The organism is Anaerospora hongkongensis, from assembly GCF_004339805.1.
Classification (GTDB): Bacteria; Bacillota; Negativicutes; order Sporomusales; family DSM-15969; genus Anaerospora; species Anaerospora hongkongensis.
In genome coordinates, this window is the sequence record NZ_SLUI01000002.1 from 304181 (window position 1) to 329873 (window position 25693).

Here is a 25693-nt window from a genome sequence, read left to right on the forward strand (position 1 = left end):
TCCCTGCCCGCACGAAAAGTGGACAAGGAGGTGTGAAAATAGCAAAACTAAATACACCTTCCGTCTCAGTCCGCAGCGGATCTAAGCGGCAGTAAGGTTATTTCTGTTGTCGTTTAATGAAAATGAACAGCTCGCTTTCGGTATGACTCACAAAGATATCATCCTACCAGAGCAATTCAACATCACTATCATACTAAAAAGCCCTATAATTGACAATATAAAAATTCAGGTTATTTCCTTAACGCGCAAGCCTACCCAGGCTGCTGTAACAGCAAAGAAAAGTGCTGTGCATAAAAAAACCGATCCTATGCCGAAGTGCAAAGCGATAAAACCCCCGCTAAGCGGCCCAATAACATTGCCCATAAGCGATGCCCCGCTAGTAACACCATAAGCGACGCCTCTTTTTTCCGGTGGAATTAAGTAAGTTATAATGGTATTGGCACTGGGAATCATGGCTCCAAGGCAAAAACCGCTTAATGCTCTAAAAGCACCTAAGGTGAGGACATCGGCAGCCAGTGTTTGCAAATAGAAAAAAACGGCTCCCAGTGAGGCAGCCGTACACAGGATCATGCGATGGCTGAAATGTTTTCCCATTAGCCCCATTGATGCGGAAGAAATCGAGCTGGTCAGGCCCGCCACAGCAATCACCGTTCCGGAAATACTCGCAATATATGTATTATCGGCAACCATGGTTTGTACATACAATGGCATAATAGGCGCAATAACCTGAATGGCAAATTGGATCAAAAAAAGTACCAGCAGCATACTTTTTATCCCCGGGATGGTTACTACCGACTGGATATCCCGCCATACGGATGGTTTAGCTGTTTGGGGCGCTGGTTTGAAATGCTCGGGGACAGCTAAATGAATAACAGTCAGGGCAAGCAAACACAGCAGCCCGAAAACCACAAATGTCTGCCGGTAGCCCACATGATCGGCAACAATCCCGCCAAACATCGGGCCAAAGGCTCCGCCAACAACCATTGCCGTCTGAAAAATTCCCATTGTGAACCCGATTTCCTCTTCCGGGGTAACACTGGTTACCAAGGCAAGCGCTGCTGCGGTAAATCCGCCAAAAATCCCCTGTACGATTCGTAAAACAAGCAGCTGATAAACATTGGTGACAAACGCCATGCCAATCATGACAAGACTGAACATCAGCATTACCCGTTCCACCATTGGCTTGCGCCCTTTACGATCGCCAAGTGCTCCCCAGTATGGACCGGAAATTCCGGCAAATAAAGCTGCCACGCCCATAAGAATACCAGCCCAAATTTCTGTTTCTTCCAGGCTGGTTACTCCCAGATGTGTGATATAGAGAGGCAAAAAAGAAACAACGCCGGTAATAGCACTCATCCCCATAACCTGAGCAAACCACATAACGGCCAGATGTTTCTTCCATTCAGCTATAGTAAACACAAATTTATCCTTTCTTTAGGCTTTTCGAAAGTTCATCAAGACGTTGTCCCATAGAATTGGCCTGCTGAACTGCCTCGGTTAGTTGTGAAATAGCATCTGTAATATAAGAGATCACAGAATTCATATTATTTACTTGTTGTGCTGTACCAGTACTTTGTTCCTGAATTCCCTTGATAATTAACTCGCCTTTTTTTATTGATTCGGCACTGCTTGTCGCCAGCTTGCGTATTTCTTCGGCTACAACACCAAATCCCCTGCCTTGCTCGCCAACTCTGGCGGCCTCTATTGCCGCATTTAAACCAAGCAGATTGGTCTGACTGGAGATAGCTTTAATCATATTCAGGACTTCATTGGTTTCTTTCGCCTTATTTTGGGACCCCTCTGCATATTTGGCCAGTTCGGTGCTTGTGCCTGACAACTGTTCCGCTTGCGCACTTATCTCTTCTGCCGTGCTGGCTAAAACACTAATACTGGCAGTTAATGCGGCAGCAAGCTCTTTGAGTGCTTCTTCCTGCTCAATTGTTTCATAGGCGCAAACAGCTCCGATCACTTGTCTGGCATCATTGAAGACAGGTACGGATATCGCAATTAATACTTCCCCATAAATTGCCTTGTCCAGTCTGGCAGTTATCATCCGTTTTTCCTGAATAGCACGGGAAATTGCTCCACCTGGTTTGACAATTAATCCTGGTGATATCCTTAAGTTCATTCTGCTGCCGGCCTTATAAAAAAGAAATTGTTCCCGGTCAGTCAGGCTAACACCGACCCCACTGATAAACAGCTCACTTATTTGTTCAAGAACACTGCGAAACCGGTCAAGAATAACCTTGTCCTGTTCTGACATGCTATGCACTCCAATCACTGAAAGATTTACCATAAATGAATTCGGAATAAAACTAACTTCTTCCTGCCGTAATCGAAGCGCCTTTAAGTAAAAAAAGGATAACGAAAAAGTCCGGGAACTTATCCCGGACTTTCGCTAGGTATTAAGGATTTACTTTTTCTTTAAATGTTTGTTTTCCATCTTTCATTTCAATAATAACCGCACTCTTGATCGGATCATGATTAGCATCTAAGGATAGAGTACCGGTAAGCACTTTCAGATCTTTAGTCTGCGCTAAAGCATCTTTTATTTTTACAGAATCAGTGCTGTTAGCCCGTTTGATGGCATCGATCATCATTAAGGCGCCGTCATATCCCAGTACAGCGAAAGCATCCGGTTCCTGGCCGTACTCTTTCTTATAGGATTCAACAAATTTTTGTACCATCGGGTCCTTATCCTGAGACGAATAATGATTCGTAAAGAATGTATTGTTTAAAGCAGCAGCACCGGCGATTTCTGCCAGTTTAGGCGAATCCCAGCCATCGCTGCCAAGCAGGGGAGCGGTAATCCCAAGTTCTCTGGCCTGTTTGATGATTTTACCAACTTCTTCATAGTAAGCAGGAATATAAATAACGTCCGGGTTAACCGCTTTTATTTTGGTTAAAGCAGCCTTAAAGTCCTGATCTTTTTGCAAGAAAGCCTCTTTTGCAACAATTGTTCCACCATTTTTCACAAAAACTTCTTCAAAGTTTTGCGATAAGCTCTTAGAATAATCGGAAGAGCTGTCGATGTAAATAGCTGCTGTTTTCGCTTTTACCGTTTTTTGAGCAAAGCTGGCCATTACCTGTCCCTGGAAAGGATCTATAAAGCACGAGCGGAAAGCAAAATCTTTTACCTTGCCGTTATCTACAGTAATTTTTGTATTAGTGCCGGTTGGAGTCAGAAGAGGAATTTTATTATCCTGTGCGATTTGGGTGGATGCTAAAACATTCGAGCTTGCAGCTGGACCAAAAATCGCAATGACTTTATCCTGAGTAATCAACTTGGTAGTGGCATTGCCTGCTTCGGCAGGTTCCGATTTGTTATCAGCTACAACCAGCTTTATTTGCTTGCCTAGTACACCGCCGGCAGCATTTGCTTCTTTAATAGCTAACTTAATGCCATTCGCGGCAGACTGGCCATACTGCGCAACACCACCGGTAAGCTCAAAGTTCGCTCCCAATCTGATTTCATTGGTTGTTGCGGCCTCTTTACCTCCACAGCCGGCTGCAACAAGAGTGCTTACTGCCATTGTAGCTGCCATTAGCGCCAACTTCCACTTTTTCATGACTCATCCTCCTAAAAGTATCACTGAACCCATGTGCAACCGATACACTCTTTAGTATGCCAGCAATGCACATTCCGTTCTATGAATTTTGTATACATGTTAAGTATATAAGGCGTTTCCCCACCAGTCAAAGTTCTAAATTGAGCAATTTTGCAGATTTACATTAAAATATCAATCATTCTTGCTATTATGCTCTCTTTTAATGTGTATTCCTGCAGTAGACTACATAAGCAACAGGCATTTCTTAGATGTTATCAAGAAAATTGTATATTTGTATATTTTTTTAATTTTCTTAATCAACTTCCTATTTCGACTTATTGCTTTGCTATTTACAAACTATTTTTTTCCTTGTTATTATTGGTAATGGAAATAACTTGTAGAGGTGCTTGGCAAGTGGAAAAGATTGAATTGATTACCCGTATCCGTGCGTTATCGGAGCTATTACACAGTGACGACCTCCATAAATACAGTTTTTCGGAGGAAACGCTTACCGAGATGAAGCAAAAGCTTGATGAAATCACTGAAGAATATATCGCAGCTTACTGCTAATCAGCAGTTTTATACAGCACAAAGAAAACCGGCATGGCTTAAGCCATGCCGGTTTTCTTTATGTTGTTCATCCTTTGGGCTTTAAAGGCAGCTTGCCATGATGCATACCTGCATGATATCCCCCATGCTGCTGTAACAGTACAGGCCGGTTTCTAAATACTTTGGCCGTAACCCTAAGAACGACTGTTACATCACAACGTCGGGCCCCTTTCTTTTTCCAGTGATGATGGTGGCCATGATCACAGCTGCAATGATCATAGTCATGACCGCAGTGGTCGCAGTGATCATGGTCATGGCCGCAGTCACAATGATCATAGTCATGACCGCAGTGATCGCAGTAATCATGGTCATGATCGCAGTCACAATGATCATAGTCATGGCCGCAGTACTGACAGTACTTTTTCTTTTTATGGTGATGAGGCTTGTAAGGTTTGCAATGATCGCAGTCGCAGTCATGATGATGGCCATGATCGCAATCATCCTCGTCGTCACAATCACAGTCATGATCCCAATCATCGTCCCATTTCCAGTGACTCTTTCTATAATCCCAGTCAGGATTATGTTTATACCAGTGAGCCCGGGTGCATTCATCACAGTCATAATCTATAAATTCAACTACGACATCCGCTTCGGCATCCATACCTGACGAGGCCCCCCAGATATCAACGTCGGCAGTAAAGCGGATATTGCGCACTTCTATGGCATGTACCGGCTTCTTCGGTTCACAAGCCGCATATAAGACTTTTACTTCATAGCAGCCACGAACGATAACTTTATCACATATAGCATTAACATATGTCAGTTTTAAGTCTTTTACATAAACATCAATAATTTGATCTATAGCCGGATTTCGTCTGGGAACACGAACACAAATGTCCATTGACTTTTGTGTTTGGTTTTCGCCAACTAGCTGACAAACAACCATGGCTGGCGATATTGGCTGTATACAATTACCAATGTATTTTCCCCGATCTTCCTCTTCTGCCACGATACCCTCACCTCCCTAGAGTTTTCGTACTGCAATATATGCAGTACATAACAATAATGACACAATAAATTAGCTCACCAGCAGAATGTTTTTTTGCCTGATCTTCCATACTACTCTTAGAAAAGGAGCTGAATGTAATGGCTATCGTAAGTAATCCCTTTGTTGCCAATCTGCCTAAGCAATTGTCCAATGAAGAGTTATTACAGGCACTGCGCATCGATATTATCGGTGAATATGAGGCAGTAATCGGCTATGAGGCACATGCTCAGGCAGCTGCCGATCCGCGTGTAAAGCAAATTCTTCTTAAGCTTGCTGATGATGAACGAAAACATGTCGGACAGCTCCAGCAATTGCTGATTCTGTTGAGTCCTAGAGAAGGACAGCTGCTGGATCAGGGAAAACAGGTTGTTGCACAGCAAGAGCAAAATCCTCTGCAAGCTGTCAATCCATTCGTCAATTAAAATGCAAAAGAGCCGGAACTTAAGCGTTCCGGCTCTTTTGCATTTCATTAATCCACCATTGATTCAAAGTTTCCGGTCTCTTCCAACTCTTCAATAGGCACATCACACTTATCCTGACTGCCTAGGATCACGATTTCCGCCCTATTTTGTACCTTATTAACACTTTCAATCCAAACCGGTTTGCCATGCCAAGTTACTTCAAAGTTAAAGGATGAGCTGATTATTTCGGCTGCACGATTTTGTTGCATTTCCACACCCCTTTCAAGAGTAGTATGGGAGAAAGCACCATAACCTATGCGTTATTTGGAGCGTCTTTTTTCCATTAAGAGGGAATACGCCATCCATTTTTCCTGCTGCTTGCGCTTCAATTTCAGCTTATCCTGCTCATCGGGGCACTTTCCAATCAGCTCTTCCAATAATGCAATTTCTTTCCTTATTTCCATTTCAGCAGGAATCATACCTGAATTTTTCAAGACCTTATAAGCCATTCGCAAATCGGGGGGAATATGGCGGGACTCTGTTAAGTCAAGCGGCTTTCCCTTACCTGACAGGTTTTCAAATTCCCCGTTCTTTATAGCGTCCTGAATTTTTTGTTCTGCCAGTTTAGCAAAGACATCCATAGCGCTGTCCGTTCTCCCTTGCTCTATAAATTGATCGCCATTGCTTTTTTGCGGCATCCATGTACAATAAAGGTAAGACTACTCTCTTTTTTAGAAAAGGAGACAAACTATGGTATACACTTCAACAAAACGCCTGGTATATTTAGCTCTTCTCATGAGCTTATCAATTGTGCTTACCCGCATTGCCAGCATTACCATTCCGTTTGAAGGCGTTATTACACTGCGACTCGGACTAGGCCAATTACCGATAATGCTTGCCGGCTTATTATTTGGTCCTTACTGGGGATTCACTACCGGGATTTTAGCAGATATTATTGGCTTTAACTTAAATCCTCTCGGCATTTATTTGCCCCAGTTCTCCTTGATAGCCGGCTTGCATGGCTTACTACCGCCGCTTATTATACGCTTGTTCGGCAAAAACTATCCAGCCCATTCTCTAACAGGGGCCATCGCCCTTACCCAGATCGTAACTTCACTGCTGCTTACTCCCTATGTGCTAAAAACGGCCTTTGGCATTCCCTGGCTGATAAGTATGCCGGGACGACTTGCTTCCCAGCTGCTGATCATTCCGGCCTATATCTTGTTGACAAAAAAAATTATAACAGCCCTTAATTTACCCCTTTTTCCCGCAAGAAAGGGCCATATTTCTTATCATTGACCAGAATATGATCCGTAAGCCAGTCACGTAAGAATTCAAATGTGGAAAAAGATAAAGCTATTTCACCGGCAGACAAGCGACTGGATAAAGCGGTAATTTTCTCACGAAATGCATCATGTTCGGATAGATGCTCTGTATATTCGGAAAAGTGATATTCACTCATCAATTGTTCTTCCACTGTAAAATGGTACTCGGCATAATCCTCAAGCTGCACTAAAATACTAGCTGTCAAAGCCCGTTCCTGCTCAACATCCTCACAGGCGAAAACACCCGCATAGAGTTGATTGATCAATGCAACCAGGCGCTGGTGATGCTTATCCATTAACGCGATTCCTGTAGAATAGCTGTCCTTCCATTCAATAAAATCCATTTGTTCTTCTCCCCACATCTTCATTTATTTTGGGTTATTCCACAGCCGTCACCAATTCCCTGCCTGCCGGAACCGGCAAACGATTCAACCACAAACAAGACCGTCACGGAACCGTGGCGGTCTTGTTTTGTTTTTCTTATTTGATAAAGCCTGTTATCTTTTTAAAGTGTACAGTCCTGGCTGGGGAAAAAACCCTGAGACGCTGGGGAAGTGCTGTAATTGTTAAAGGTAAGGCTGGTCCCAGTTCTCCATCTAAATCACTTTCAACCAATTCATCACTCTCAATGCTAATCCGCGAAGCTTGCAGATACTGAACTGCCTTATGATTAATATGCGCTCCTGATAAAAGACTGATCAAAATACGGGCAAGTTCGGGTAAACTGCAGCGATGAACAATAAGCAAGTCAAGCTTGCCATCATCAATGCGGGCATGTGGTGCGATGCGGTCAAAACTGCCGACTGTTCCGCCATTCATGACCAGAAAAAGCATCACTTCACTGTCGATAATCACATCATCCGCACAAATAGTCATGCGAATGGCCCGGAACCGGGGCAGCTCTTCAATCCCCTTTAGATAATATGCCGCTTTGCCCAATGTATTTTTCATTGTCCGGTCAGCCGTATGCGCTACTCCTGTCAGCAGTCCGGCACTGGCCACATTCAAAAAATATCGGTCATTTACAGCGCCAACGTCAACTAATCTTGTCAAGCCACCGGCAAATAAAGCAGCACAAGCTTCCACATCTTTTTCCAGACGCAAAAATGAGGCTAAATCATTAGAAGTTCCACTGGGTATAATGCCTATCGGCAGATCGATGCCCAACGTAAGCATTGCATTGATTATTTCATGCACTGTGCCGTCGCCGCCGGAAATCAGGATTCCGTCCAGTGCATACTGTCTGGTCAAGGTCAGCAGCGAAAGCGTGTCATTCTTATGTCCCGTCCTGAGTGGTATAATCAGGCACTGCTGCTTCTGCATGTGTTCAACAAAACTGTCCAAGCGGTATTTAAAATAAGAATCACCTGCAGCGGGATTATAAATTAGGAGAAAGATTTTCACGCCAAATCAGCCTTCTTTTTGTACTTTGGCCCAAGAGTCTCGCAAGCCGACAATACGGTTAAATACTGGCTTGCCGGGTTTCGAATCAGGATCAGCGACAAAAAAGCCTTGCCTTAAAAATTGATAGCGCTCGCCACCGGCGACATTGGCCAGCGAAGGTTCTGCCTTGGCTTGTCGTACGACCAGCGAATTGGGATTAAGCTTGGCAATGAAATCGTCGCTGTCGCTTTCCTCTTCTTCCTCATTTGTCAGAAGATATTCGTATAAACGGACCTCTGCATCAACTGCATGCTCGGCAGAAGCCCAGTGCAAAACACCTTTTACTTTCTTGGTGCTTGTCCCTGCTCCACTCTTCGTTTCAGGGTCATAAGTGCAGCGCAGCTCAATAACCTGGCCCTGCTCATCTTTAATGACTTCTTCACACTTAATAATATAAGCATATTTCAACCGTACTTCTTTACCAGGCGAAAGCCGAAAATACTTTTTCGAGGGGTTTTCCATGAAATCGTCCTGCTCGATATACAGGACGCGGGAAAAGGCAATCTTCCGTGTTCCCATTTGTTCGTTTTCCGGATTATTTTCTGCATCCAACTCCTCAACCTGTCCTTCAGGATAGTTTGTCAGAACTACCTTTAGCGGTTGAAGTACCGTCATAGCACGGGCAGCATTTACGTTCAGATCCTCACGAATACAATGCTCTAACAGAGCAATATCAACCGTGCTGTTGCTTTTCGCCACTCCAATGCGCTCACAAAAATCCCTGATCGACTCAGGCGTATAGCCTCTGCGTCGCAACCCGGAAATTGTCGGCATCCGCGGATCATCCCAGCCACTGACCAGGCCTTTTTCCACAAGAGTGCGCAATTTGCGCTTACTCATTACGGTATTAGTCAAGTTAAGCCTGGCAAATTCTGTCTGCTGCGGTTTTTCCGGTGATTCCCAATCCTGCAGAACCCAGTCATAAAGAGGGCGATGATCCTCAAACTCCAGTGTACAAATAGAATGTGTGATGCCTTCGATTGCATCAGACAGCGGGTGGGCATAATCATACATGGGATAAATGCACCACTGATCGCCGGTGCGATGGTGATGAGCCCGCATAATCCGGTATAAAACCGGGTCACGCATGGTTAAGTTAGGTGACGCCATATCAATTTTAGCTCTTAGTACCCGGGAGCCGTCAGGAAATTCCCCGTTTTTCATGCCTTGGAACAAAGCAAGGTTTTCTTCTACAGAACGGCTGCGGTAAGGGCTGTCCTTGCCTGGCTCAGTTAAATTTCCCCTGTATTCCCGCATCTGCTGGGCTGTAAGATCACATACATAAGCTTTACCCAAGGTAATTAACTTTACCGCATACTGATACAGCCGCTCAAAATAATCGGAAGCATAGAACATGCGGTCATCCCAGCTAAAGCCCAGCCATTTAACATCTTCCTGAATGGAATCAACATATTCCACTTCTTCCTTGCTGGGATTTGTATCATCAAAGCGCAAGTTGCATAACCCGCCGTATTCCCGCGCCAAGCCAAAGTTAAGGCAAATGGATTTAGCATGTCCGATATGCAGATATCCGTTAGGCTCGGGAGGAAAGCGTGTGTGCACTCTCTGGCCGTATTTATTGGTTTTCTGATCCTCATTAATGATATTTTGAATAAAGTTCGAAGAGGTAGGTGTATTCGTAATACTCATTCATCCGGCTCCTTTGGCTGCTGTATTGATAGTCAAATATTCGTCGCAAATTGCCGATTCCCTGCTCATAGTGTAATTTCTAGTAATATCCAGTATTTTTACCCGATATGCCGGCAGATAAACATGAAAAACAGCTTAAGCCGCCAAAATTTGACACCTAAGCTGCCGCATGCGATTAAATGATGCCAATTTCTTCATCAGTGAGATAACAAGCCGGATCGGACTCCCAGAAATCGCCGCTTACCGCTTCTGCCCTGGAACGGAAATTACCGTTGCATACTGCAAGCCATTGGCAACGGCCGCAGCGGCCTTTCAGAAGCGGCTTCCTGTCTTTCAGCCCTGCAAGAATCGGGTGACTCATTTCCGTCCAGATTTCGCCGATCTTACGGTCCCGCACATTGCCGAAAGTATGATTCTGCGTAAACTGGTCAGGATGGACATTGCCATTCGGATCAACATTGCCAAAAGCAATACCGGAACGATTGCCACCGTTCACCTGCATCAGTTCCCATATTTTTTCCGCTTGTGCAGCATCCCTTTTGCGAGCCTGCAGATATAAGTAAACAATATCGGTATGATTATCGACGGTAAGTATTTCGCACCGTTCACCCAGTTCAAGAGCTTTGCTGCTGATCAAATCCATGGCCTGGCGTGATTCTTCATGCGAAATATCATGCTCCATCATCGCTGAGCCGCGTCCGGAATAAACGAGGTGATAAAAGCAGACGCGGGGAATCGCTTCTTCCTTAATTAAGTGAAAAATGTTCTCCAGGTCATGAAAGTTATAGCGGTTAATGGTGAACCTGAGACCCACCCGTTGTCCAATACGCAGACAGTTGCGAATCCCTTCGAGTGCCCGGTCAAAAGCACCCGCTTGCCCGCGAAATTGATCATTCGCATTCCCTAGGCCATCAAGACTGATACCGACATAGCCTACTCCCAGTGACTTAATTCGTTTGGCCGTTTCTTGATCAATCAGCGTACCGTTGGTAGAAAATGTAGTGCGTATGTTGACTTTTTTGGCATGTTCAACAAGTTCGTATACATCAGGGCGTATAAGCGGTTCCCCGCCCGATAACAAAAGCACAGGCACCTTAAAGGCAGCACAATCATCAATGAATTGTTTTGCTTCTTGAGTAGTCAGCTCACCGTCATATTTTTTGGCATCTGAATTGGAATAGCAATGAACACAGTTTAAATTGCAAGTTCGGGTAATATTCCAGGCTATAACCGGTCCCATACCGGCTACTGCCCCATGGCGCTGTCCGTGAGCGCCCTTGGCATAGCGTAAGCTATCACCATAATTATTCGTACCACAAAGCAATTTACTTACACCAATCATATATACGCTCTTCCTTTGTGCAAAATTTTCCGGCTTACTCTCCTATTTATTGTATACCCTGCCTTACTGAAAAGTCTACTGCCACTGGGGATATAATCAATAAATACTTATCAGCCATCAGCAATCTTTACGACCATTTTTTACACCTTGGCAGGATGAGTTATCAAAACGGCGAAAACTTATAATACTATTATTGTAAGGAGTTTATTATGAAACATATTACGCCCCTTCGGCTGGTTATTGCTTTAGTTGCCATATTTCTTCTGGGAAGGACAATTGAATTATTTGATAATCCTGCAGAACCGCAATTTGCCGGTTTTCAGATGCTGCTGGCCCTGGTAGCCGCTGTTTTGTTTGGCCTTTATATCTATCTGGTTATCAAAGAGCGGCGTAAATAAGTGGAAAAACATAAAGAGGTGAACAATATGGATTTTAATTTACAGATTGGCATGACGGCCGAAAAGAGCGAAAAGGTAACAGAAAATAACACCGCCATCAAATATGGCAGCGGCGGCGTTGCTGTTTACGCCACGCCTGCAATGATTGGCATTATGGAAGGAACCTGCCTGGCAGCGGTAGATCCCTTTTTACCAGAAGGAATGTCAACAGTGGGCATCCACCTTGATGTCAAGCATACCGCTGCCACGCCTGTAGGCATGTCAGTACGGGCGACAGCAAAACTTATTGAAATATCCGGCAAACGCCTGACTTTTACCGTTGAAGCTTACGATAATAAAGAGAAAATTGGGGAAGGCACCCATCAGCGCTACATTATTGATTTAGCTAAATTCTTGCAGAAAGCACAGGAGAAGCAGGCTTAAGCGTAAAGAAAGTAACTTCTGCCGGACACCCGATCCGAAAGGGCATCCAATGACCGGTACCGACACTGACATAACCGTAATTTCCATTTTGCTGATAGAGACCGCGCATGTACTTATATTGCACAGGCAGCAGTGATTTTCCAAAAAGCGCCACCTGTCCGCCATGCGTATGCCCTGCTAGCGTAAGGGGAATATTATTTTCGAAGCTGTTATCAAAAAAATCAGGATGATGAGCGATCAGTAAGCGAAATGCTTCCTCCGGTACTCCGGATAAAGCACGGTTGATAAAACCGCGGCGTTTCGTTTGCTGATCTTCTTTTTTATCGGCCCACGGATAATCTACGCCCAGCAGATAAAAGGGCCGCTTACCGTCTACAACTTTCCGGTTATTGTTCTCCAGCACAAAAACGGGCGACTGCTTCCAGGCCTCTCGGATGGCTGCAATATTCCGGAAATACTCATGATTCCCCCAGCAATAATAAATGCCCTGTGGAACAGTCGGAAAAAAGCGGTTAATTCGTTCCATTGTGGGTGTCAATAAACTGAGATTATCAATCAGATCGCCGGTAATGACCAGTAAATCCGGTTTTTCCTGGTCAATCATAGTTAAGACACGATCTAATTTCCCCATGCCAAAAAAGGGCCCAATATGCGTATCACTAATTTGCGCAATTTTATAATTCGTTAATTGTTCCGGTAGATTGGCAAACGATAAAGTAAGCCGCTGTTGTGTTATATAGTTATCTCCAACAAATACTCCACCTGAACTGATTGCGAGCGACGCCAGCGGTGCTGCAGCAGTAACGCCCCGCAAAAAGTCACGGCGGTTGATGGGAGAGCCATCCTCCTGGCTCACAGGTCGTACATTTTGCTGTTTTGCTCTTATTTTTCGCAGTACAAAGCGTACACAATACAGGCCAAACATAACAGGCAATAATACGATTAGGCCCATAACCCATGCATAAACTGCATAAATGAGTACCTGCAGATAAAAGCTCAGCTCGCCATTAACAGGACGGAAGGTACGGCTAGCGGACATTACCAACAATGCCGTTATGGATACCAGCCAATAGCCGTATGCTATGCCCTTGCGGCGATAGCCCTCATGCCAACGGGTCAACAGGCGGTATCCCAGCCAGGTAATAAACAAAAAAACAGCTGCTACTAGTAAGTAAAAGTAAGAGTTAGGACTATGTTGCATAACACCCTCCTTGGTTTTATCTTACCCAGTTTACGATTCAGCCATGCCGTCAGACTCCAGGTAAGCAGCCATCTTGCGGTGAGGACCGGCAAAGGATAATTCGGACCATTCATTAGGGCTAACCCATCTGCAGTGTGCCAGGTCAGGCAATTCCTGCCTCATCACTGTTTTGCAGGGATAAAAAGCAATTTGCCATTGCCGGTGGCTGAAAGTATGAATTAATTCCATGACCGGCAGCGGCTCAACAAACACTTGCTGACCTAACCGGCAGAGCAAGCTTTCCAGCTGGCTCGGACCATCCTGCTTATTTTCGATTTCAACAGCCGGAAATTCCCACATGTTGGCTAAGATGCCTTTACCAGGCCGTTTACATAAGAGAAACTGACCTGCCGATTGTACAATTGCCGCTGCAACCGGGATAATGCGCGGTGGTGCATTTTTCTTGCGCAGGGGCAGCTCCCGCTGTCGGTCCTGCTGATAAGCCAGGCAAAACGAATTAAGCGGGCAATGAGTACAGTCCGGATTTTTCGGGGTGCATAGTAGAGATCCCAAATCCATAATAGCCTGATTGAAATCACCGGGCCGGTCAAGAGGCAGCACCACTGAGACTAGATCGGTTACTTGTTTTTTTGCTGCCGGTTTCGTTATATCATTTTCGAGACAATACAGACGACTGAAGACGCGCAGCACATTTCCATCCACAGCAGGTTCCGGTTTGTTATAGGCAATACTTAAAATTGCACCGGCAGTATAATCTCCCACACCGGACAAGGCCAGCACCTTGGTCCGTTCCTGAGGAACCTGACCGTCGTAGGTTTCAGCCACTTCCCGTACTCCCCGGTGAAGATTGCGGGCCCGGGAATAATATCCCAGGCCTTGCCAGTATTGCAGTACTTCCTCTTCTGAAGCCTGCGCCAAATCCTGCAAGGTAGGAAAACGCTCCATCCAGCGTTCATAGTAAGGTCTAACTGCTTCGACCCGTGTTTGCTGCAGCATTACCTCGGACACCCAGATTTTATAAGGTTCCTGATCCTGCCGCCACGGTAATTCACGGTGATTTTCATCGTACCATTTCAGAAGTGATTCTGCTAAATTCATTTTTCTAATCCATTTCTCCTTTAAAAAGAGCTTACGGCTGTAATGGTTACCGCCCGCACACTTTCATTATCGGCAGCGAACTGTACCTCGCCTTTTATTTTTTCTCCTTGCAGCACCTGCGGCAGCCAATGAATATCATCCTGCCACATGGTGGCATACGGAACTGCCGCAACAGGAAACCATTCCGGTTTCATTTCCTCCGTTTCCCGGATGCCCCCCTGCCAGCGCTTTACGATATAGATGTGTACATCATGATCCCAAGCGGGCTGTTCAGGGAAAATAAAATCCAGCTCCCCTACTTTTTCGAGGTCCTGCTCCGCAGCAATCAGCCCACACTCTTCCTCCAGTTCACGCAGTACGGCTGCCTTTATTCCTTCATTCTGTTCTATTTTACCGCCAAAACCGTTATATTTTCCTTTGCCAAAGCCGTTTTTCTTCATGCCTAACAGCACATTGCGTGCCGGTAAGCCGTCAACGACAAAACAGAGCGTTGTCGAATACATACAAACCCACCCTTTCGGCTAAAAATAGGCTCGTAGTTTCCTTGGAGCCATGTCTTTCTCGGCACTAGCTTTTCCAGCTCAGTCCGGGTATGATAGAATAGTACTACCTTAGCACATATACGAGGTGACCATCCATGTCAGCATCCAGCCATTTGGTCTTTAATGTTACGATCGGAAAACAAAAACCGGAAAATATTATTAATCGAACCGCCAACTGTCCTTTCTGTCACAGGGAGACCTTAGAAGACATTATTGAGAAACGAGGATCTATCTGGCTGATAAAAAATAAATACCCTGTTCTGGAACAAACGCTGCAAACCGTATTAATCGAAACAGAGGACTGTAATTCTGAGCTATCCCTGTATCCGAAAGACCACCTGTATAACGTGATTCGCTTCGGGGTGGAAAAGTGGCTCGAAATGTCTGCCAGCGGTCAGTTTGCCTCAGTTCTTTTCTATAAAAATCACGGTCCCTGCTCAGGTGGTACCATTCGCCATCCTCATATGCAAATTGTCGGTCTCGAAAATGTGAACTATTTGGAACATGTCCAAGCAGAGCATTTTACAGGACAGCTCATTGACAGCCGCCAGGGTGTTGAATTTAATTTGTCTACTCAGCCGCGCGTGGGTTTTTTTGAGTTCAATGTTTTGCTGGATAATTTGGCCAATCTGGAAATTATGGCTGATTATATCCAAATCGCGGCCCACTATGCTCTACATAGCTTTCACCGGGCTTGCAAAAGCTATAATCTATTTTTCTATCAATACGAAGGAAAAATTATCGTAAAAGTCATTCCCCGCTTTGTCAGTTCCCCTTTATTCATCGGCTATTCCATTCCCCAGCTCGCAAATGAAGAACGGGCTAAAGAAGTCATTACGCAAATCAAAGAGGGCTATTTATAAAGCATGCTGTTATTTTAGCATATTCTTACTTTTGAGCAAACAGCCTCTGTCAATACTTCACCCACTGCCCGTTTTGTGCATAGAATGCATAAGTAACAGTGGAATTACCGTATTGAACAGGAGGATGTTTTCATTATGCCTAAGCGAAGCAGATATAAAATCCCCAAATGGGGTACACCGGAGATTATGGACTACAGCGACCGGCCCGATCAGCCAGATCAGCCCATTGGCTGCTCACCTACCGGTACGCCTTGTGCACCGAATTGCAGCCCTCTCTGTGATCCAATCTGTCCGCCCCCTTGCACGCCATCTTGTCCGCCTTCCTGCAAACCATTTTGTGCCCCGTCCTGCCGCCCCCGCATGTCCTGTGAACCGGCCTGCCGTCCTAGCTGCTATCCCACTTGCCAGCCGCGGACCAAATGCCAGCCTTACTGCACGCCAAGCTGCCGACCAACTATCTATTAGAAAAGACTTGGCTTGCACCAATTCCTTTAGGACGCAGGTGGAAGCCTATGTCGTTCTTATGCACACCATCAGAAAGTTAACCTTTCTGATAAAATTAAAAATGGGACAGTCCCCTTTTAAAAAAGGGGACTGTCCCATTTTCCTCACAATTTTATTCTTCGTCTTCACGCGGATAATTATTAACGGCCTGAGTCCGGATGATATCTGGTGCAACATTCGTTGCTCCGCTGAAATCATGCTCATGATCTTCGACTTCCGATGTGGTGCCCGTATAATAATGAATATGTGTTCCATCCCCCATGGAGACAGCAGGTCCGGTATAAACATCATATGCATGCCAGTGGCCTTCCACAAAACTCGTCCGGCCTTTTAAACAATGCACATGTGTTCCGTTAGTCATGCGCGCCGGAGCAGTAACGCCGAGAATGTTATGGTTATGGCCATCCGCTACCTGCGTAAATGTTTGATATATGTGTACATGCACTAATTCCCGGCAGGTATCGCGATCCTCTGTTACGGGTGCTTTACGGTCTTCTTCTTTCATAAATGAATCAACACCTCCTTATGTTCTATTGTATGCATACCCAATAGGGATGGTGAACACAAAACAAAAAAGCGGGGGATTTCCCCGCTTTTGGATTAAATACTTCTCAGTAGCTGAGCCAGCACACCGTATTTTGCATTTTGATAAATTTGGTCAAAGGCTACAATATACCATTCACCCTTAATCCGTTCCAACCCTACCGGCTTCACAGTAACGTTAAAGGTATTTTCCTGCTGCAATGTTACAACTACGGCAGCGTAATCTCCGGATTGAGCAACCACTTTCACTGCCGCTACATTGGATTTTTTAAGTACCTTTAAATCATCACCGCTGATAAACTCGGCAATTGCTTTGGGATCACTGGCAGAGGTAGGTGATACGTAAAGACCGGCTTCATTTAATTTGCCATCTTTGGCAGCATTTACAAAAGTCTTAACAACACCATCGGGTGACAATCCGGTAATACGCTTTCCGCCACCGCCGCCACAGCCAGCGATTACAGTTAATAAAGTTATCATGGCCACTACTGCAACCATTGTCGTTTTCTTTTTGAACATGATAATCCCCTTTCTATGTAATCTTAAGATTACTTTATGTAAATTATATAACAAACTGACTATTTAGTCACCGACCTATATTTTCCAACTGCGAATCGGTGTTTTCTCCTAGCAGGTAAAGAAGAGGCTGCCGCACGATATAAATTCGTGCGACAGCCCCTTCTTATATCACTATTTTAGCCCGCTTTGCTCAACATCAAAACTATCTTGCACTTCCATAGTTCCGTCTTTACTAATTGCCCTGTCGCCAAGATCAAGCTTTTCCTGCTGATCCCAGATCATGCGGTGCACCAAGTAGTTAACGGTCCGTTTATCTCCCGGTTTTAATGAACCGTCGGTAGATTGATTAACGGTATAGTCCAGAGCATCTTCAAATCCCATCGTTTTAGTGCCATCCCCAGCTGCTGCCAAACCTCCACTAGCGCCGGTTTGCTCATTTGAACGACCAACGGGCATACTAGAATGATTAGGAGGGCTGGTTTCAACACCTGCAGCCTGCATTTGGCTTTGCGAACTATCCTGGTTTTCAGCGTTTGTTTGCGAAGCTTGAGCTGCCAACTGCTCGCCGTTCACAGGAACCTGCGTTTGCTTGCCGTCATAAGCGGAAACAATTTCATTATCAATAGTCATTATAACACCTCCTGCGCCTGTATTAGTAATAGCGTTGCCAACAGTTACCGTGCCAATACAGGAAATTTTCCCTAAAGATCGAAATAATAGTAGAAAAACCAGGTATATTACCTTAAAGGATTGAAATTATGAAGATTTTTGCGATAGCCGATACGCACTTATCCGGTGAACCGCCAACAAAACCAATGGACATTTTCGGTGCCCACTGGCATAATCATTGGGAAAAAATTAAAGCCGACTGGCTTGACCGGGTAGCTGCTGAAGATACCGTATTACTACCCGGCGACATTTCTTGGGCAATGCGGCTTGACGATGCCTTGGTGGATTTAAATGCCATCAGACAATTGCCCGGCAGAAAAATTCTTATTCGCGGCAATCATGTTATCCTTAGTGACGAGTGTAAATATAGATATATAGCTTAATAATACTGTAATGGCTAAGTTTCCTTTACATTTTGTGTATATTACGCTTATCTAGAATAAGCCAAATCGGAAACATTATTTTAAGTTATTGAAATATCCCTGGAAAAACGTTACAATAGTGTATGTATACTGGTTTTTTTCGGTTTGTACACTGTAAAATGCGTTAAGGGGATATTTTTTTATGTACTTATATAGGAAATATGAAAACGGAAAGACAACCGCAGCATTGTTTGATGACAATATGGTCCTTATTAAACCAGTTTACTATTATTTTAAGAAACTGCAACTAGAAGATAAAGCACCATTGACAATTTTCAACTATGCACTAGATTTGAAAGAATACTTTCAGTTTTTAAATCGCCGCCATATAAACTATGAATTTTCTACCCCCGAAACTATTGAAGATTTCGTTTCTTATCTTAAAGGAGTAGACACGCAAACGGGCGGGAATCTAAAAGTTCGCTCAAACAAGACAATCAAAAGGATGCTTGCCGCAATTCGCGATTTTTATGAACACGAGGCTCTTCATCGTAACTTTAAGAATCCAATAATTATGGAAGATGATACACGAAAGCCGGGGATGTATAAACCAATATTAGCGCATGTTAATAGTCTTATTAGCCGAAGTGCCTTTCGCATAAAAACTTCTTCTAACGGCCCTGAAACTTGGCGAATACTTGATGACGATGAAACTGAGTTGATTACAAATACGCTTAATAACAAAAGGGACAAGCTAATTTTTAAACTATTGTATTTTACCGGAATGAGGATTAGCGAACTTCTGGGGTTATGCACAGAGGACATTCCTTATCCTAATGCAATGGACCCGATCACATCTTTTGAATTAGTTCCTCGGGATGAAAACGACTTGGATCGTCAACACAAATCCGGACCGCGTACTATTTATTTACCAACATCGGTGGCTATTGAGCTAGATAACTATATTGTCGAAGAACGGGATAAATTCAACGTAAAACACAGCTATATCTTTGTTAGTTATCAAAAGCAACACCTTGGCAAGCCGCTGAGCCAGGCAGCAATTAGTGATTGCTTTAGGCGGGTAGGGAAAATGTGCAACATCTCATTCACCCCACATGACTTACGGCATACCTGCTGCACAAACTATGTCCAGTTAGGACTCAATCTCAAAATAGTTCAAGAAATTATGGGGCATAAGCAATATTCTACTACCGAAAAATATACACACCTTACAGACAAATATGTAAATCGAAAGATATCAGATTTTTGGATGTCGAATGCTGAACGTGTAAATAGAATTGGAGGAATATAATGCTTATCACTCCCCCATCTAGCGATGAATGGAGTCTCAAGGATAACGATGTTAATTCGGCTAATTACGAAAGGGATTTTAGATTTGAATTTTCAGAGTTTCCTGATGACTTAAAGGTTCTGCTGAAACACTACATCTGGAATAACTACCATAAAAAAGAGAGCGCGGTATCGACTATCCATCTCATCTTTCTTAATCAGCAGTTCGCCCGGCGTTACATGAGCGATTTCAACATAACGTCAGTAAAACACTTAAAAGCAACACATATGAAAAAATTCAAATCTTACTTAAAGACATATGTGTCCCAAAAGACGGGGAAGAAAATTGCTCACAATACTCAGCGGGCCGCCTACTCTAGTTTAAAAACACTTATTTTATGGGGGCAAAAGGAATTACCTCATCTTGTACCTTTGGACAATATTTTTCCCAATAACGCCTTCAAGGCACCAGCAAGGCTAACTATCGATTACATTCCTGATGAGATTGTTGAAAAAATTAACGATGCATTGCCTAATGAACCAAATCTGTATCTTAGGTGTGGCATCATAATACTTCAGTGCGTCGGAATGCGAATAAGCGATTTGCTCAAACTCCGAATTGATTGTTTCGACAACCATATAATCTCAAAAGAACCTATGATAAAGTTTTTTAATCACAAAAAACGGAGCTGGACTAAGCCAAAACCTATTCCAGAAATTTGCAAGAAGGCAATTGAGAGGCTGATTGAACTGACACAGCCTTTGAGGAATGAAGCACCGGAAAAACAAAAAAACCTGTTGTTTCTTCATCGCCTTAATAAAGGTGGAGACTTCAGCGGACGAGTAAAGAATATCCCAAATGATACATACAACGATTGGTTACATAAGTTTGCCGTAAAACATAACATTACAGACGCGAATGGCGATATTTACGATCTTACGAGCCATATGTTTCGTAGGACTTTAAGCACAGATATGCTGAGCCAGGGAGTAGACTTGTTAGTAGTTCAGGAGATGCTAGATCATGGTTTCGCCGAAACTACCGTTCGTCATTATGCCGATATCAAGGATAGTGAAAGAGCAAGAGAATTTAAACGTATAGGCATAATTGGTAACATCAATCAGTTAAACGAAGATTTAATCAAGGACCATAATGAACTTATCTGGTTTAAGAAAAACAAGGATACAAATGCACGTCTGGAAGATGGTTACTGTACAAAACCTTGCGAAAAAGACCGCATATGTGAACACCTGTTAAAGCGCAGGCGATGCTATTCTTGCGCACGCTATATAACAACTCTTGAGTTTTTAGATCAACACAAAAAGCATCTTGCTGAGTTAGAGCTAGAACTTGAGAACAATGTTTATGGAGAACACTATGCGTCACATCTTACTCCAATAATCGCTATGTTAAAACAAATTGTTGCCAGATTGGAGGGGCTAAAATGTCAATAGAATTGCCGCCAATTGTTGGAACCGAGGACTTATCTACTGTAAGAATTGGAGAATCTTATTTTACAGACGACATCTGGGACATCTCATTACTTATTGACGTGAAGGGCATAGATAGCACTGTAAAAAAAATCGATTTCACCAAATTCGGGATTAAATTCAAGCCGGTTATCAAGTTGTTTGCGTACCATAAACTCGGCGAGATTAAACCTCAAACGGTTTCATACAACATCATCGATTTATCAGCGTTTATGAACTATGCGGAAAAAAATCTCGTCCGAGATTTTGCCCAACTGGACTACGAGACATGGACCGATTTTAACCGATGGCTAAAGGACGATTACCGTACACAAAAGGGCAAAAAGATAGCAGCACATACAGGTTACACCTATGCTCATGTAATTGAACAAATTATCCGCATTGGGCAGGTCGAAGGTTGGGACGTGCCTAAGCATAACATTTTCTTGGACAACACGTCTGCAAGTATATGGGTATCATCAAAAAAGGCCCGGTTGCAAAAGCTCTGGTCGAAGTTCCCGCCGATCCCCGATAGCGTTTTCAACAAGATACTGTACTTCGCTATAAACAAAGAGACTGACATCATTACAAAATCGTGCATAATAATTCAGAGTCAAACCGGCCTGCGAATAAACGAGATATTAGGCTTAAAAGTTGGTTGTTTAAAAGACGGTAAAGACGGAACTTACATGGAGGTCATGGTCCCCAAAACCGATCAAGGTGTACCAGTTGAACACAAGGTTTTCGTTAACGAGCTGGTAATTACAACGATAGAGGAACTTGAGATAGCAACGCAACAACTCAGGGACAGAGCAAGACAGGATACTTCTGATGCGATTAACAGGCTCAGACTTAACACTAAGTTATCTACCGAAGAACTTACACTGAAAATTGCCAAAGTAAAGCATAATGACCATTCTGATTATATGTTTTTAGCGAAATCCCCTCATAGAAAGACTGGAAACATGGTAGAAGTATATACCTCTAGAGGGATTGATAAAAAGCTAAAAGATTTTATTACGCTCTGGAATATTCACGGAGATGACGGTGAGCTTTATCCTTTAACTTCGCACCAGTTCCGCCCCACTTTCGTTCTAGACTTAATACGAAAAAAAACACCACTCGCGCAGGTAAAAAAGCACTTCAATCATTTATCAATAGAAATGACTGCGTGGTATGCACAACTATCAGTAGAAGATATAAAAAAGCAATTAGCTAGAGACTTGCTAGGTCCAGATGCAAAAACTGCTGGCATCCGAGCCAAAGAAATACAAGCGACTTTAAAGATGGAGTTTGCCGGTAAAACAGCAGCGCAGATTGACGAAATTGTGAACAACCTGTATTCCTCCATGAATTTCAACCCCCTCCCTGCCGGGGTCTGTATGCACGACCCAAGAAGAGGAAATTGCTCTAATGGCGACGGATGTTTCATGTATAATTGTCCAAACTACCTTACGTCCGTTGGGTTTTACCCTATCTTAAATGATGAATTGATTATGCTTGAGAAGTCGATGGCTAGATGTAAAGAGCAGGGATGGGAACGAGCCTATCAAGTCCACTATGTAAAGTGGCAATATCTGCACCCTCTCGTAAAGGGATTGGAGGAACAAATCAATGTCGAAGCGGGGTAAAAACACAACCGGCCTAACTATTCACCAGAATGAAACACATGCACAGCATTTAACCGACGTAGATGATGCTATTTCAACATTGAAAAAAAACAAGAAACAAATATCTGTTTTAGCCATTGCAAAGTTTGCCGGTTTGTCCCGCCAAACTATCTATAACAATCAAGATTTGCATGAAAAAGTATTAGGCGCAATGCTTATTCAAAAGTCCGCAAGCAAGCAAACGACTGATCCTAAAAAAGTCGAACGCGCAAATCAAAAAGACGCTAAAATTAAGGAATTACGCCTAAAAATTGTAGAACTTAACGCAAAACTTGAAAGCTCAGCAGCCCAACTAATTCGCCTTGAAGACCTGGAATCTGAAACTAATAGACTACGTGTAGTCGAAACGAAGTTGCGAGACGAAAATGCCGAGTTACAAAGGGAATTGATAAAGCTGCGTTCAAAGTAGCGTGGGTTAAGTTGAATTTTAAAACCGCCCTGAGCTAGTCCAGTGTGGTAGATTAGAAAGGATCACTTATGAAAATTTTTGCGATAGCTGATACCCATTTATCCGGCTTCCCACCTTCCAAACCAATGTCTGTCTTCGGCGCGCAATGGCTGAATCATTGGGAAAAAATTCAGTCCGACTGGATTTCCAGAGTAAACTCGGATGATGCCGTTCTTTTGGCAGGTGATATCTCATGGGCTATGAAACTTGAACAAGCGATAGTTGATTTAGATGCCATAGCCTCCCTTCCCGGACGAAAGTTTCTAATTCGTGGTAATCATGAGCACTGGTGGCAATCACTAAGTAAAATGAACACCGCAATCGGTAATCGCCTTACTTTTATTCAGAATAATTACGCTGATCTTGGAGATTTCGCCGTTTGTGGCAGTAGAGGATGGCTATGCCCTGGGGACCCCGCTTTCAAACAGGCCGACGAACATATTTATCAGCGTGAACTTGGACGGGTTAAAAACTCACTCGAAGCCGCCCGTTCCGCTGGTCACAAGCGTATTATACTAATGCTGCACTATCCCCCACTCTATAAAAACGAGCCAAGTGGTTTCACCCAGTTGTTCACAGAATTTGCGGTAGAAATCTGCGTCTATGGTCACTTACATGACGAGGCCATAAAAACCGCTCCTCAAGGTAATTTCAACGGAACCATGCTCCATCTTGTGTCCTGCGACGCACTGGATTTCAAACTCAAGCAGATTGTCTAATAATAGGGTGGTCTGTTATTTAAACAGTTCAGTTTGGGAGTTAAAATGCAAAAGAGGTGTTAACTGGCACCTCTATTCTAACCTGATCAAAAAATATTAGTGGATCACCTTAGGTTTACTGAGAGGAATTACACTCATTAATAGCATTATCGATTATTGCCCTTATCGGGGTATAAAGCTCGTTCATCTCACTTCCCCGCATTCCAGGATAGTATTCTACTTCTCCTACCCTTTGGTTAAATATTACCGCAACATTCATAGCGTCAGCCCTCCACCAGAGAAAACTACGTGTTCCATCCAAGGAGCCACCATGAATGCCCACCACTCTGTCCTTCTAGGCGTGGCTGACCGCTTACCCAGAACTTTTGAGCGAACTTAACCAGACTTTCCGATGAAGCAATTAATGCACCATGCGAGTCCATTGCTTCCAGATAAAAGCCACCATCCGGTGGGGATACAATCCGGGAATTTATGACCGATGCCATAGTTCCAGGATGATAATAGAATTTAATTTCTTTGGGATTACGGTCTTGGGGTAGTGTTCTTCCGATCTCGATGTCATTAATTCCAGCAGGAATAAGCACAGACTGCTTCAGGTACTCAAAGTAAGACATTCCAGTAACCTTTTCAATCACACGACCTAAAATTGAATAGCCAAAATTGGAATATACGTACTTCTCGCCTGGATTAAAGTCTAGGGGTTTGCTCATCATGTATGAAATTATTTGAGTAGGGTTAGGCGGACCTGGCAATTGCATCTCTCTTTGGATGAATGCTGATTTGAACATTGGGTCAAATTCTACGCTTGTACTATTCCTATCCCAGCCACCCCTATGACTAAGTAAGTTACCGACAGTTATACTATACCATCTAGGATCAATCACTGTTCCTCTGAATGGTTTAATATCAAGGACATCTAATATCTTTGTATCTAAACTAATCTTACCTTCGCGAACTAGACTTCTTACTGCTGCTGCGGTGAACGGCTTGGTCACACTGGCTATACGCATCAATGTATTAGGTTCAACAGGGATCGTTCCTTTGCGGTCTGAATATCCGTAACCATGATTGAGTACGATGATTCCGTCCTTCATTATTGCTACACTAGCGGCTTTGATCTGATGTATCTTCATAAACTGTACAACCTTGTCGTCGACAGTTTTATATGTGGTCTCTTGACCCACCACTGGTATTCCGTCGATATAACGTAAGTCTGTGGCTGCAAATGTTACTGAGTTAATGATTAAGAAAATCATTACGAAGACAAGTAATACCTTCGCCTTCATTTGTACACCTCCGCTCTTTTGCTATTAAGTAATATACTATAACTTCCAGTAAATTCCTCCATAAAAAACAAGCATCGAATTTATCGAACCCTAGCATTTTCTTATGTCCTAACACCAATCTGGCGCTTCACAAGGGCTGCAATGCACAATGGCAAATCTGTTTAAATCTTTATGTATTCGTCCCGAAATAGTAAATTGCATATAGTCTGCGAAAAACAGAAGGGATATTTTTATTAAGTTTGCAAATTGGTTGGCTTGAAATCGTCTGCTTCAAAATATAATTACCCTGCTAGAATTTTTTTCATTTAGTGTTAGCTTCTCTTTTACGTTAGAAGGTATAATATTATCAATAATTTCATAAGATATTAATTTGGACACCAAT

Annotated in this window: 30 protein-coding genes; 12 read left to right on the forward strand and 18 right to left on the reverse strand. The window is 43.5% G+C overall.

Annotation, left to right across the window (positions count from 1 at the left end):
• Positions 1-225 precede the first annotated feature (225 nt).
• The 3 genes from EV210_RS03950 to EV210_RS03960 form a co-directional block, all read right to left on the reverse strand.
• Positions 226-1419: an MFS transporter gene (locus EV210_RS03950; protein ID WP_132075883.1), complete on the reverse strand. Its 1194-nt coding sequence runs from the start codon at positions 1417-1419 to the stop codon at positions 226-228.
• A gap of 4 nt (positions 1420-1423) precedes the next feature.
• Positions 1424-2263: a methyl-accepting chemotaxis protein gene (locus tag EV210_RS03955; protein ID WP_132075886.1), complete on the reverse strand. Its 840-nt coding sequence runs from the start codon at positions 2261-2263 to the stop codon at positions 1424-1426.
• Between the two features lie 142 nt (positions 2264-2405).
• On the reverse strand, positions 2406-3569 hold the full coding sequence (locus EV210_RS03960; RefSeq protein ID WP_132075889.1) for an ABC transporter substrate-binding protein: 1164 nt from the start codon (positions 3567-3569) through the stop codon (positions 2406-2408).
• A 393-nt stretch (positions 3570-3962) separates the two neighbouring features.
• Here EV210_RS03960 and EV210_RS22475 point away from each other — a divergent pair, with 393 nt between their 5' ends.
• Entirely contained in the window at positions 3963-4118 is a 156-nt protein-coding gene (locus tag EV210_RS22475) for a hypothetical protein (RefSeq protein WP_165898777.1), read from the forward strand.
• Between the two features lie 67 nt (positions 4119-4185).
• Here the strand turns inward: EV210_RS22475 and EV210_RS03965 are convergent, their stop codons facing one another.
• A complete protein-coding gene (locus EV210_RS03965) occupies positions 4186-5106 on the reverse strand; it encodes a DUF3794 domain-containing protein (protein WP_132075892.1) in 921 nt (306 codons plus the stop codon).
• A gap of 137 nt (positions 5107-5243) precedes the next feature.
• On the opposite strand from EV210_RS03965, the gene EV210_RS03970 reads away from it, so the two are divergent.
• A complete protein-coding gene (locus tag EV210_RS03970) occupies positions 5244-5567 on the forward strand; it encodes a demethoxyubiquinone hydroxylase family protein (protein ID WP_132075895.1) in 324 nt (107 codons plus the stop codon).
• A gap of 47 nt (positions 5568-5614) precedes the next feature.
• Here EV210_RS03970 and EV210_RS03975 read toward each other — a convergent pair whose 3' ends face one another.
• Positions 5615-5815 (reverse strand): small, acid-soluble spore protein, H family, encoded by a 201-nt coding sequence (locus EV210_RS03975; protein ID WP_132075898.1) that lies wholly within the window; start codon positions 5813-5815, stop codon positions 5615-5617.
• A gap of 51 nt (positions 5816-5866) precedes the next feature.
• On the reverse strand, positions 5867-6187 hold the full coding sequence (locus EV210_RS03980; RefSeq protein ID WP_132075901.1) for a DnaJ family domain-containing protein: 321 nt from the start codon (positions 6185-6187) through the stop codon (positions 5867-5869).
• Between the two features lie 109 nt (positions 6188-6296).
• On the opposite strand from EV210_RS03980, the gene EV210_RS03985 reads away from it, so the two are divergent.
• A complete protein-coding gene (locus EV210_RS03985) occupies positions 6297-6845 on the forward strand; it encodes a folate family ECF transporter S component (RefSeq protein ID WP_132075904.1) in 549 nt (182 codons plus the stop codon).
• Here EV210_RS03985 and EV210_RS03990 read toward each other — a convergent pair.
• The 4 genes from EV210_RS03990 to nirJ1 form a co-directional block, all read right to left on the reverse strand.
• On the reverse strand, positions 6796-7215 hold the full coding sequence (locus EV210_RS03990) for a bacteriohemerythrin (RefSeq protein ID WP_165898778.1): 420 nt from the start codon (positions 7213-7215) through the stop codon (positions 6796-6798). The genes EV210_RS03985 and EV210_RS03990 overlap by 50 nt on opposite strands.
• 136 nt (positions 7216-7351) lie before the next feature.
• On the reverse strand, positions 7352-8275 hold the full coding sequence (locus EV210_RS03995; RefSeq protein ID WP_132075910.1) for a diacylglycerol/lipid kinase family protein: 924 nt from the start codon (positions 8273-8275) through the stop codon (positions 7352-7354).
• A gap of 6 nt (positions 8276-8281) precedes the next feature.
• On the reverse strand, positions 8282-9964 hold the full coding sequence (locus tag EV210_RS04000; protein ID WP_132075913.1) for a glutamine--tRNA ligase/YqeY domain fusion protein: 1683 nt from the start codon (positions 9962-9964) through the stop codon (positions 8282-8284).
• 175 nt (positions 9965-10139) lie between these two features.
• Positions 10140-11306: a putative heme d1 biosynthesis radical SAM protein NirJ1 gene (gene nirJ1, locus EV210_RS04005; RefSeq protein ID WP_132075916.1), complete on the reverse strand. Its 1167-nt coding sequence runs from the start codon at positions 11304-11306 to the stop codon at positions 10140-10142.
• Between the two features lie 209 nt (positions 11307-11515).
• On the opposite strand from nirJ1, the gene EV210_RS04010 reads away from it, so the two are divergent.
• Together EV210_RS04010 and EV210_RS04015 are read left to right on the forward strand one after the other, a co-directional pair.
• Complete coding sequence (locus EV210_RS04010) at positions 11516-11704, forward strand: hypothetical protein (protein ID WP_132075919.1); 189 nt, start codon at positions 11516-11518, stop codon at positions 11702-11704.
• A 27-nt stretch (positions 11705-11731) separates the two neighbouring features.
• Positions 11732-12127, forward strand: a complete 396-nt coding sequence (locus EV210_RS04015) for a thioesterase family protein (protein ID WP_132075922.1) — start codon at positions 11732-11734, stop codon at positions 12125-12127.
• On the opposite strand, the gene EV210_RS04020 is transcribed toward EV210_RS04015, so the two are convergent.
• The 3 genes from EV210_RS04020 to EV210_RS04030 are packed head-to-tail and all read right to left on the reverse strand — an operon-like array spanning position 12090 to position 14929.
• Positions 12090-13328, reverse strand: a complete 1239-nt coding sequence (locus EV210_RS04020) for a metallophosphoesterase (protein ID WP_132075925.1) — start codon at positions 13326-13328, stop codon at positions 12090-12092. The genes EV210_RS04015 and EV210_RS04020 overlap by 38 nt on opposite strands.
• 30 nt (positions 13329-13358) lie before the next feature.
• Entirely contained in the window at positions 13359-14426 is a 1068-nt protein-coding gene (gene mutY / locus EV210_RS04025; protein ID WP_132075928.1) for an A/G-specific adenine glycosylase, read from the reverse strand.
• A gap of 20 nt (positions 14427-14446) precedes the next feature.
• Positions 14447-14929 carry an 8-oxo-dGTP diphosphatase gene (locus tag EV210_RS04030; protein ID WP_132075930.1) on the reverse strand — a complete coding sequence of 161 codons (483 nt, stop codon included), beginning with the start codon at positions 14927-14929 and terminating at the stop codon, positions 14447-14449.
• Between the two features lie 134 nt (positions 14930-15063).
• Between EV210_RS04030 and EV210_RS04035 the strand changes: the two genes are divergently transcribed.
• On the forward strand, positions 15064-15831 hold the full coding sequence (locus tag EV210_RS04035) for a DUF4931 domain-containing protein (protein WP_132075933.1): 768 nt from the start codon (positions 15064-15066) through the stop codon (positions 15829-15831).
• Between the two features lie 218 nt (positions 15832-16049).
• Here EV210_RS04035 and EV210_RS22480 read toward each other — a convergent pair whose 3' ends face one another.
• The 4 genes from EV210_RS22480 to EV210_RS04050 form a co-directional block, all read right to left on the reverse strand.
• Complete coding sequence (locus EV210_RS22480) at positions 16050-16193, reverse strand: hypothetical protein (RefSeq protein WP_165898779.1); 144 nt, start codon at positions 16191-16193, stop codon at positions 16050-16052.
• Positions 16194-16447: 254 nt separating this feature from the next.
• On the reverse strand, positions 16448-16840 hold the full coding sequence (locus EV210_RS04040; RefSeq protein ID WP_132075936.1) for a YmaF family protein: 393 nt from the start codon (positions 16838-16840) through the stop codon (positions 16448-16450).
• A gap of 95 nt (positions 16841-16935) precedes the next feature.
• Complete coding sequence (locus EV210_RS04045) at positions 16936-17397, reverse strand: hypothetical protein (protein ID WP_132075938.1); 462 nt, start codon at positions 17395-17397, stop codon at positions 16936-16938.
• Positions 17398-17568: 171 nt separating this feature from the next.
• Entirely contained in the window at positions 17569-18027 is a 459-nt protein-coding gene (locus tag EV210_RS04050) for a hypothetical protein (protein WP_132075941.1), read from the reverse strand.
• A gap of 128 nt (positions 18028-18155) precedes the next feature.
• On the opposite strand from EV210_RS04050, the gene EV210_RS04055 reads away from it, so the two are divergent.
• The 6 genes from EV210_RS04055 (at position 18156) to EV210_RS04080 (ending at position 24025) form a co-directional block, all read left to right on the forward strand.
• Positions 18156-18449, forward strand: a complete 294-nt coding sequence (locus EV210_RS04055; RefSeq protein WP_132075944.1) for a metallophosphoesterase — start codon at positions 18156-18158, stop codon at positions 18447-18449.
• A gap of 181 nt (positions 18450-18630) precedes the next feature.
• Positions 18631-19740 carry a tyrosine-type recombinase/integrase gene (locus tag EV210_RS04060; RefSeq protein WP_132075947.1) on the forward strand — a complete coding sequence of 370 codons (1110 nt, stop codon included), beginning with the start codon at positions 18631-18633 and terminating at the stop codon, positions 19738-19740.
• Complete coding sequence (locus EV210_RS04065; protein ID WP_132075950.1) at positions 19740-21173, forward strand: tyrosine-type recombinase/integrase; 1434 nt, start codon at positions 19740-19742, stop codon at positions 21171-21173. Before EV210_RS04060 ends, EV210_RS04065 begins: the two co-directional genes overlap by 1 nt.
• Positions 21164-22819 (forward strand): tyrosine-type recombinase/integrase, encoded by a 1656-nt coding sequence (locus EV210_RS04070; RefSeq protein ID WP_132075953.1) that lies wholly within the window; start codon positions 21164-21166, stop codon positions 22817-22819. The genes EV210_RS04065 and EV210_RS04070 overlap by 10 nt, the downstream gene beginning before the upstream one ends.
• Positions 22803-23267, forward strand: a complete 465-nt coding sequence (locus tag EV210_RS04075; RefSeq protein ID WP_132075956.1) for a DUF6262 family protein — start codon at positions 22803-22805, stop codon at positions 23265-23267. Before EV210_RS04070 ends, EV210_RS04075 begins: the two co-directional genes overlap by 17 nt.
• Before the next feature lie 68 nt (positions 23268-23335).
• Entirely contained in the window at positions 23336-24025 is a 690-nt protein-coding gene (locus EV210_RS04080; protein ID WP_132075959.1) for a metallophosphoesterase, read from the forward strand.
• A 284-nt stretch (positions 24026-24309) separates the two neighbouring features.
• On the opposite strand, the gene EV210_RS04085 is transcribed toward EV210_RS04080, so the two are convergent.
• A complete protein-coding gene (locus tag EV210_RS04085) occupies positions 24310-25311 on the reverse strand; it encodes a serine hydrolase domain-containing protein (protein WP_132075962.1) in 1002 nt (333 codons plus the stop codon).
• Positions 25312-25693 lie beyond the last annotated feature (382 nt).

What these genes read in the sequence shown, in the direction of transcription:
- EV210_RS03955 (WP_132075886.1), bottom strand. Translation starts at nt 2,263, where the DNA reads ATGTCAGAACAGGACAAGGTTATTCTTGACCGGTTTCGCAGTGTTCTT.
- EV210_RS03960 (WP_132075889.1), bottom strand. Translation starts at nt 3,569, where the DNA reads ATGAAAAAGTGGAAGTTGGCGCTAATGGCAGCTACAATGGCAGTAAGC.
- EV210_RS03970 (WP_132075895.1), top strand. Translation starts at nt 5,244, where the DNA reads ATGGCTATCGTAAGTAATCCCTTTGTTGCCAATCTGCCTAAGCAATTG.
- EV210_RS03975 (WP_132075898.1), bottom strand. Translation starts at nt 5,815, where the DNA reads ATGCAACAAAATCGTGCAGCCGAAATAATCAGCTCATCCTTTAACTTT.
- EV210_RS03980 (WP_132075901.1), bottom strand. Translation starts at nt 6,187, where the DNA reads ATGGATGTCTTTGCTAAACTGGCAGAACAAAAAATTCAGGACGCTATA.
- EV210_RS03985 (WP_132075904.1), top strand. Translation starts at nt 6,297, where the DNA reads ATGGTATACACTTCAACAAAACGCCTGGTATATTTAGCTCTTCTCATG.
- EV210_RS03990 (WP_165898778.1), bottom strand. Translation starts at nt 7,215, where the DNA reads ATGGATTTTATTGAATGGAAGGACAGCTATTCTACAGGAATCGCGTTA.
- EV210_RS04000 (WP_132075913.1), bottom strand. Translation starts at nt 9,964, where the DNA reads ATGAGTATTACGAATACACCTACCTCTTCGAACTTTATTCAAAATATC.
- nirJ1 (WP_132075916.1), bottom strand. Translation starts at nt 11,306, where the DNA reads ATGATTGGTGTAAGTAAATTGCTTTGTGGTACGAATAATTATGGTGAT.
- EV210_RS04010 (WP_132075919.1), top strand. Translation starts at nt 11,516, where the DNA reads ATGAAACATATTACGCCCCTTCGGCTGGTTATTGCTTTAGTTGCCATA.
- EV210_RS04015 (WP_132075922.1), top strand. Translation starts at nt 11,732, where the DNA reads ATGGATTTTAATTTACAGATTGGCATGACGGCCGAAAAGAGCGAAAAG.
- EV210_RS04020 (WP_132075925.1), bottom strand. Translation starts at nt 13,328, where the DNA reads ATGCAACATAGTCCTAACTCTTACTTTTACTTACTAGTAGCAGCTGTT.
- mutY (WP_132075928.1), bottom strand. Translation starts at nt 14,426, where the DNA reads ATGAATTTAGCAGAATCACTTCTGAAATGGTACGATGAAAATCACCGT.
- EV210_RS04030 (WP_132075930.1), bottom strand. Translation starts at nt 14,929, where the DNA reads ATGTATTCGACAACGCTCTGTTTTGTCGTTGACGGCTTACCGGCACGC.
- EV210_RS04035 (WP_132075933.1), top strand. Translation starts at nt 15,064, where the DNA reads ATGTCAGCATCCAGCCATTTGGTCTTTAATGTTACGATCGGAAAACAA.
- EV210_RS22480 (WP_165898779.1), bottom strand. Translation starts at nt 16,193, where the DNA reads ATGCGGGGGCGGCAGGACGGGGCACAAAATGGTTTGCAGGAAGGCGGA.
- EV210_RS04040 (WP_132075936.1), bottom strand. Translation starts at nt 16,840, where the DNA reads ATGAAAGAAGAAGACCGTAAAGCACCCGTAACAGAGGATCGCGATACC.
- EV210_RS04045 (WP_132075938.1), bottom strand. Translation starts at nt 17,397, where the DNA reads ATGTTCAAAAAGAAAACGACAATGGTTGCAGTAGTGGCCATGATAACT.
- EV210_RS04050 (WP_132075941.1), bottom strand. Translation starts at nt 18,027, where the DNA reads ATGACTATTGATAATGAAATTGTTTCCGCTTATGACGGCAAGCAAACG.
- EV210_RS04055 (WP_132075944.1), top strand. Translation starts at nt 18,156, where the DNA reads ATGAAGATTTTTGCGATAGCCGATACGCACTTATCCGGTGAACCGCCA.
- EV210_RS04060 (WP_132075947.1), top strand. Translation starts at nt 18,631, where the DNA reads ATGTACTTATATAGGAAATATGAAAACGGAAAGACAACCGCAGCATTG.
- EV210_RS04065 (WP_132075950.1), top strand. Translation starts at nt 19,740, where the DNA reads ATGCTTATCACTCCCCCATCTAGCGATGAATGGAGTCTCAAGGATAAC.
- EV210_RS04070 (WP_132075953.1), top strand. Translation starts at nt 21,164, where the DNA reads ATGTCAATAGAATTGCCGCCAATTGTTGGAACCGAGGACTTATCTACT.
- EV210_RS04075 (WP_132075956.1), top strand. Translation starts at nt 22,803, where the DNA reads ATGTCGAAGCGGGGTAAAAACACAACCGGCCTAACTATTCACCAGAAT.
- EV210_RS04080 (WP_132075959.1), top strand. Translation starts at nt 23,336, where the DNA reads ATGAAAATTTTTGCGATAGCTGATACCCATTTATCCGGCTTCCCACCT.
- EV210_RS04085 (WP_132075962.1), bottom strand. Translation starts at nt 25,311, where the DNA reads ATGAAGGCGAAGGTATTACTTGTCTTCGTAATGATTTTCTTAATCATT.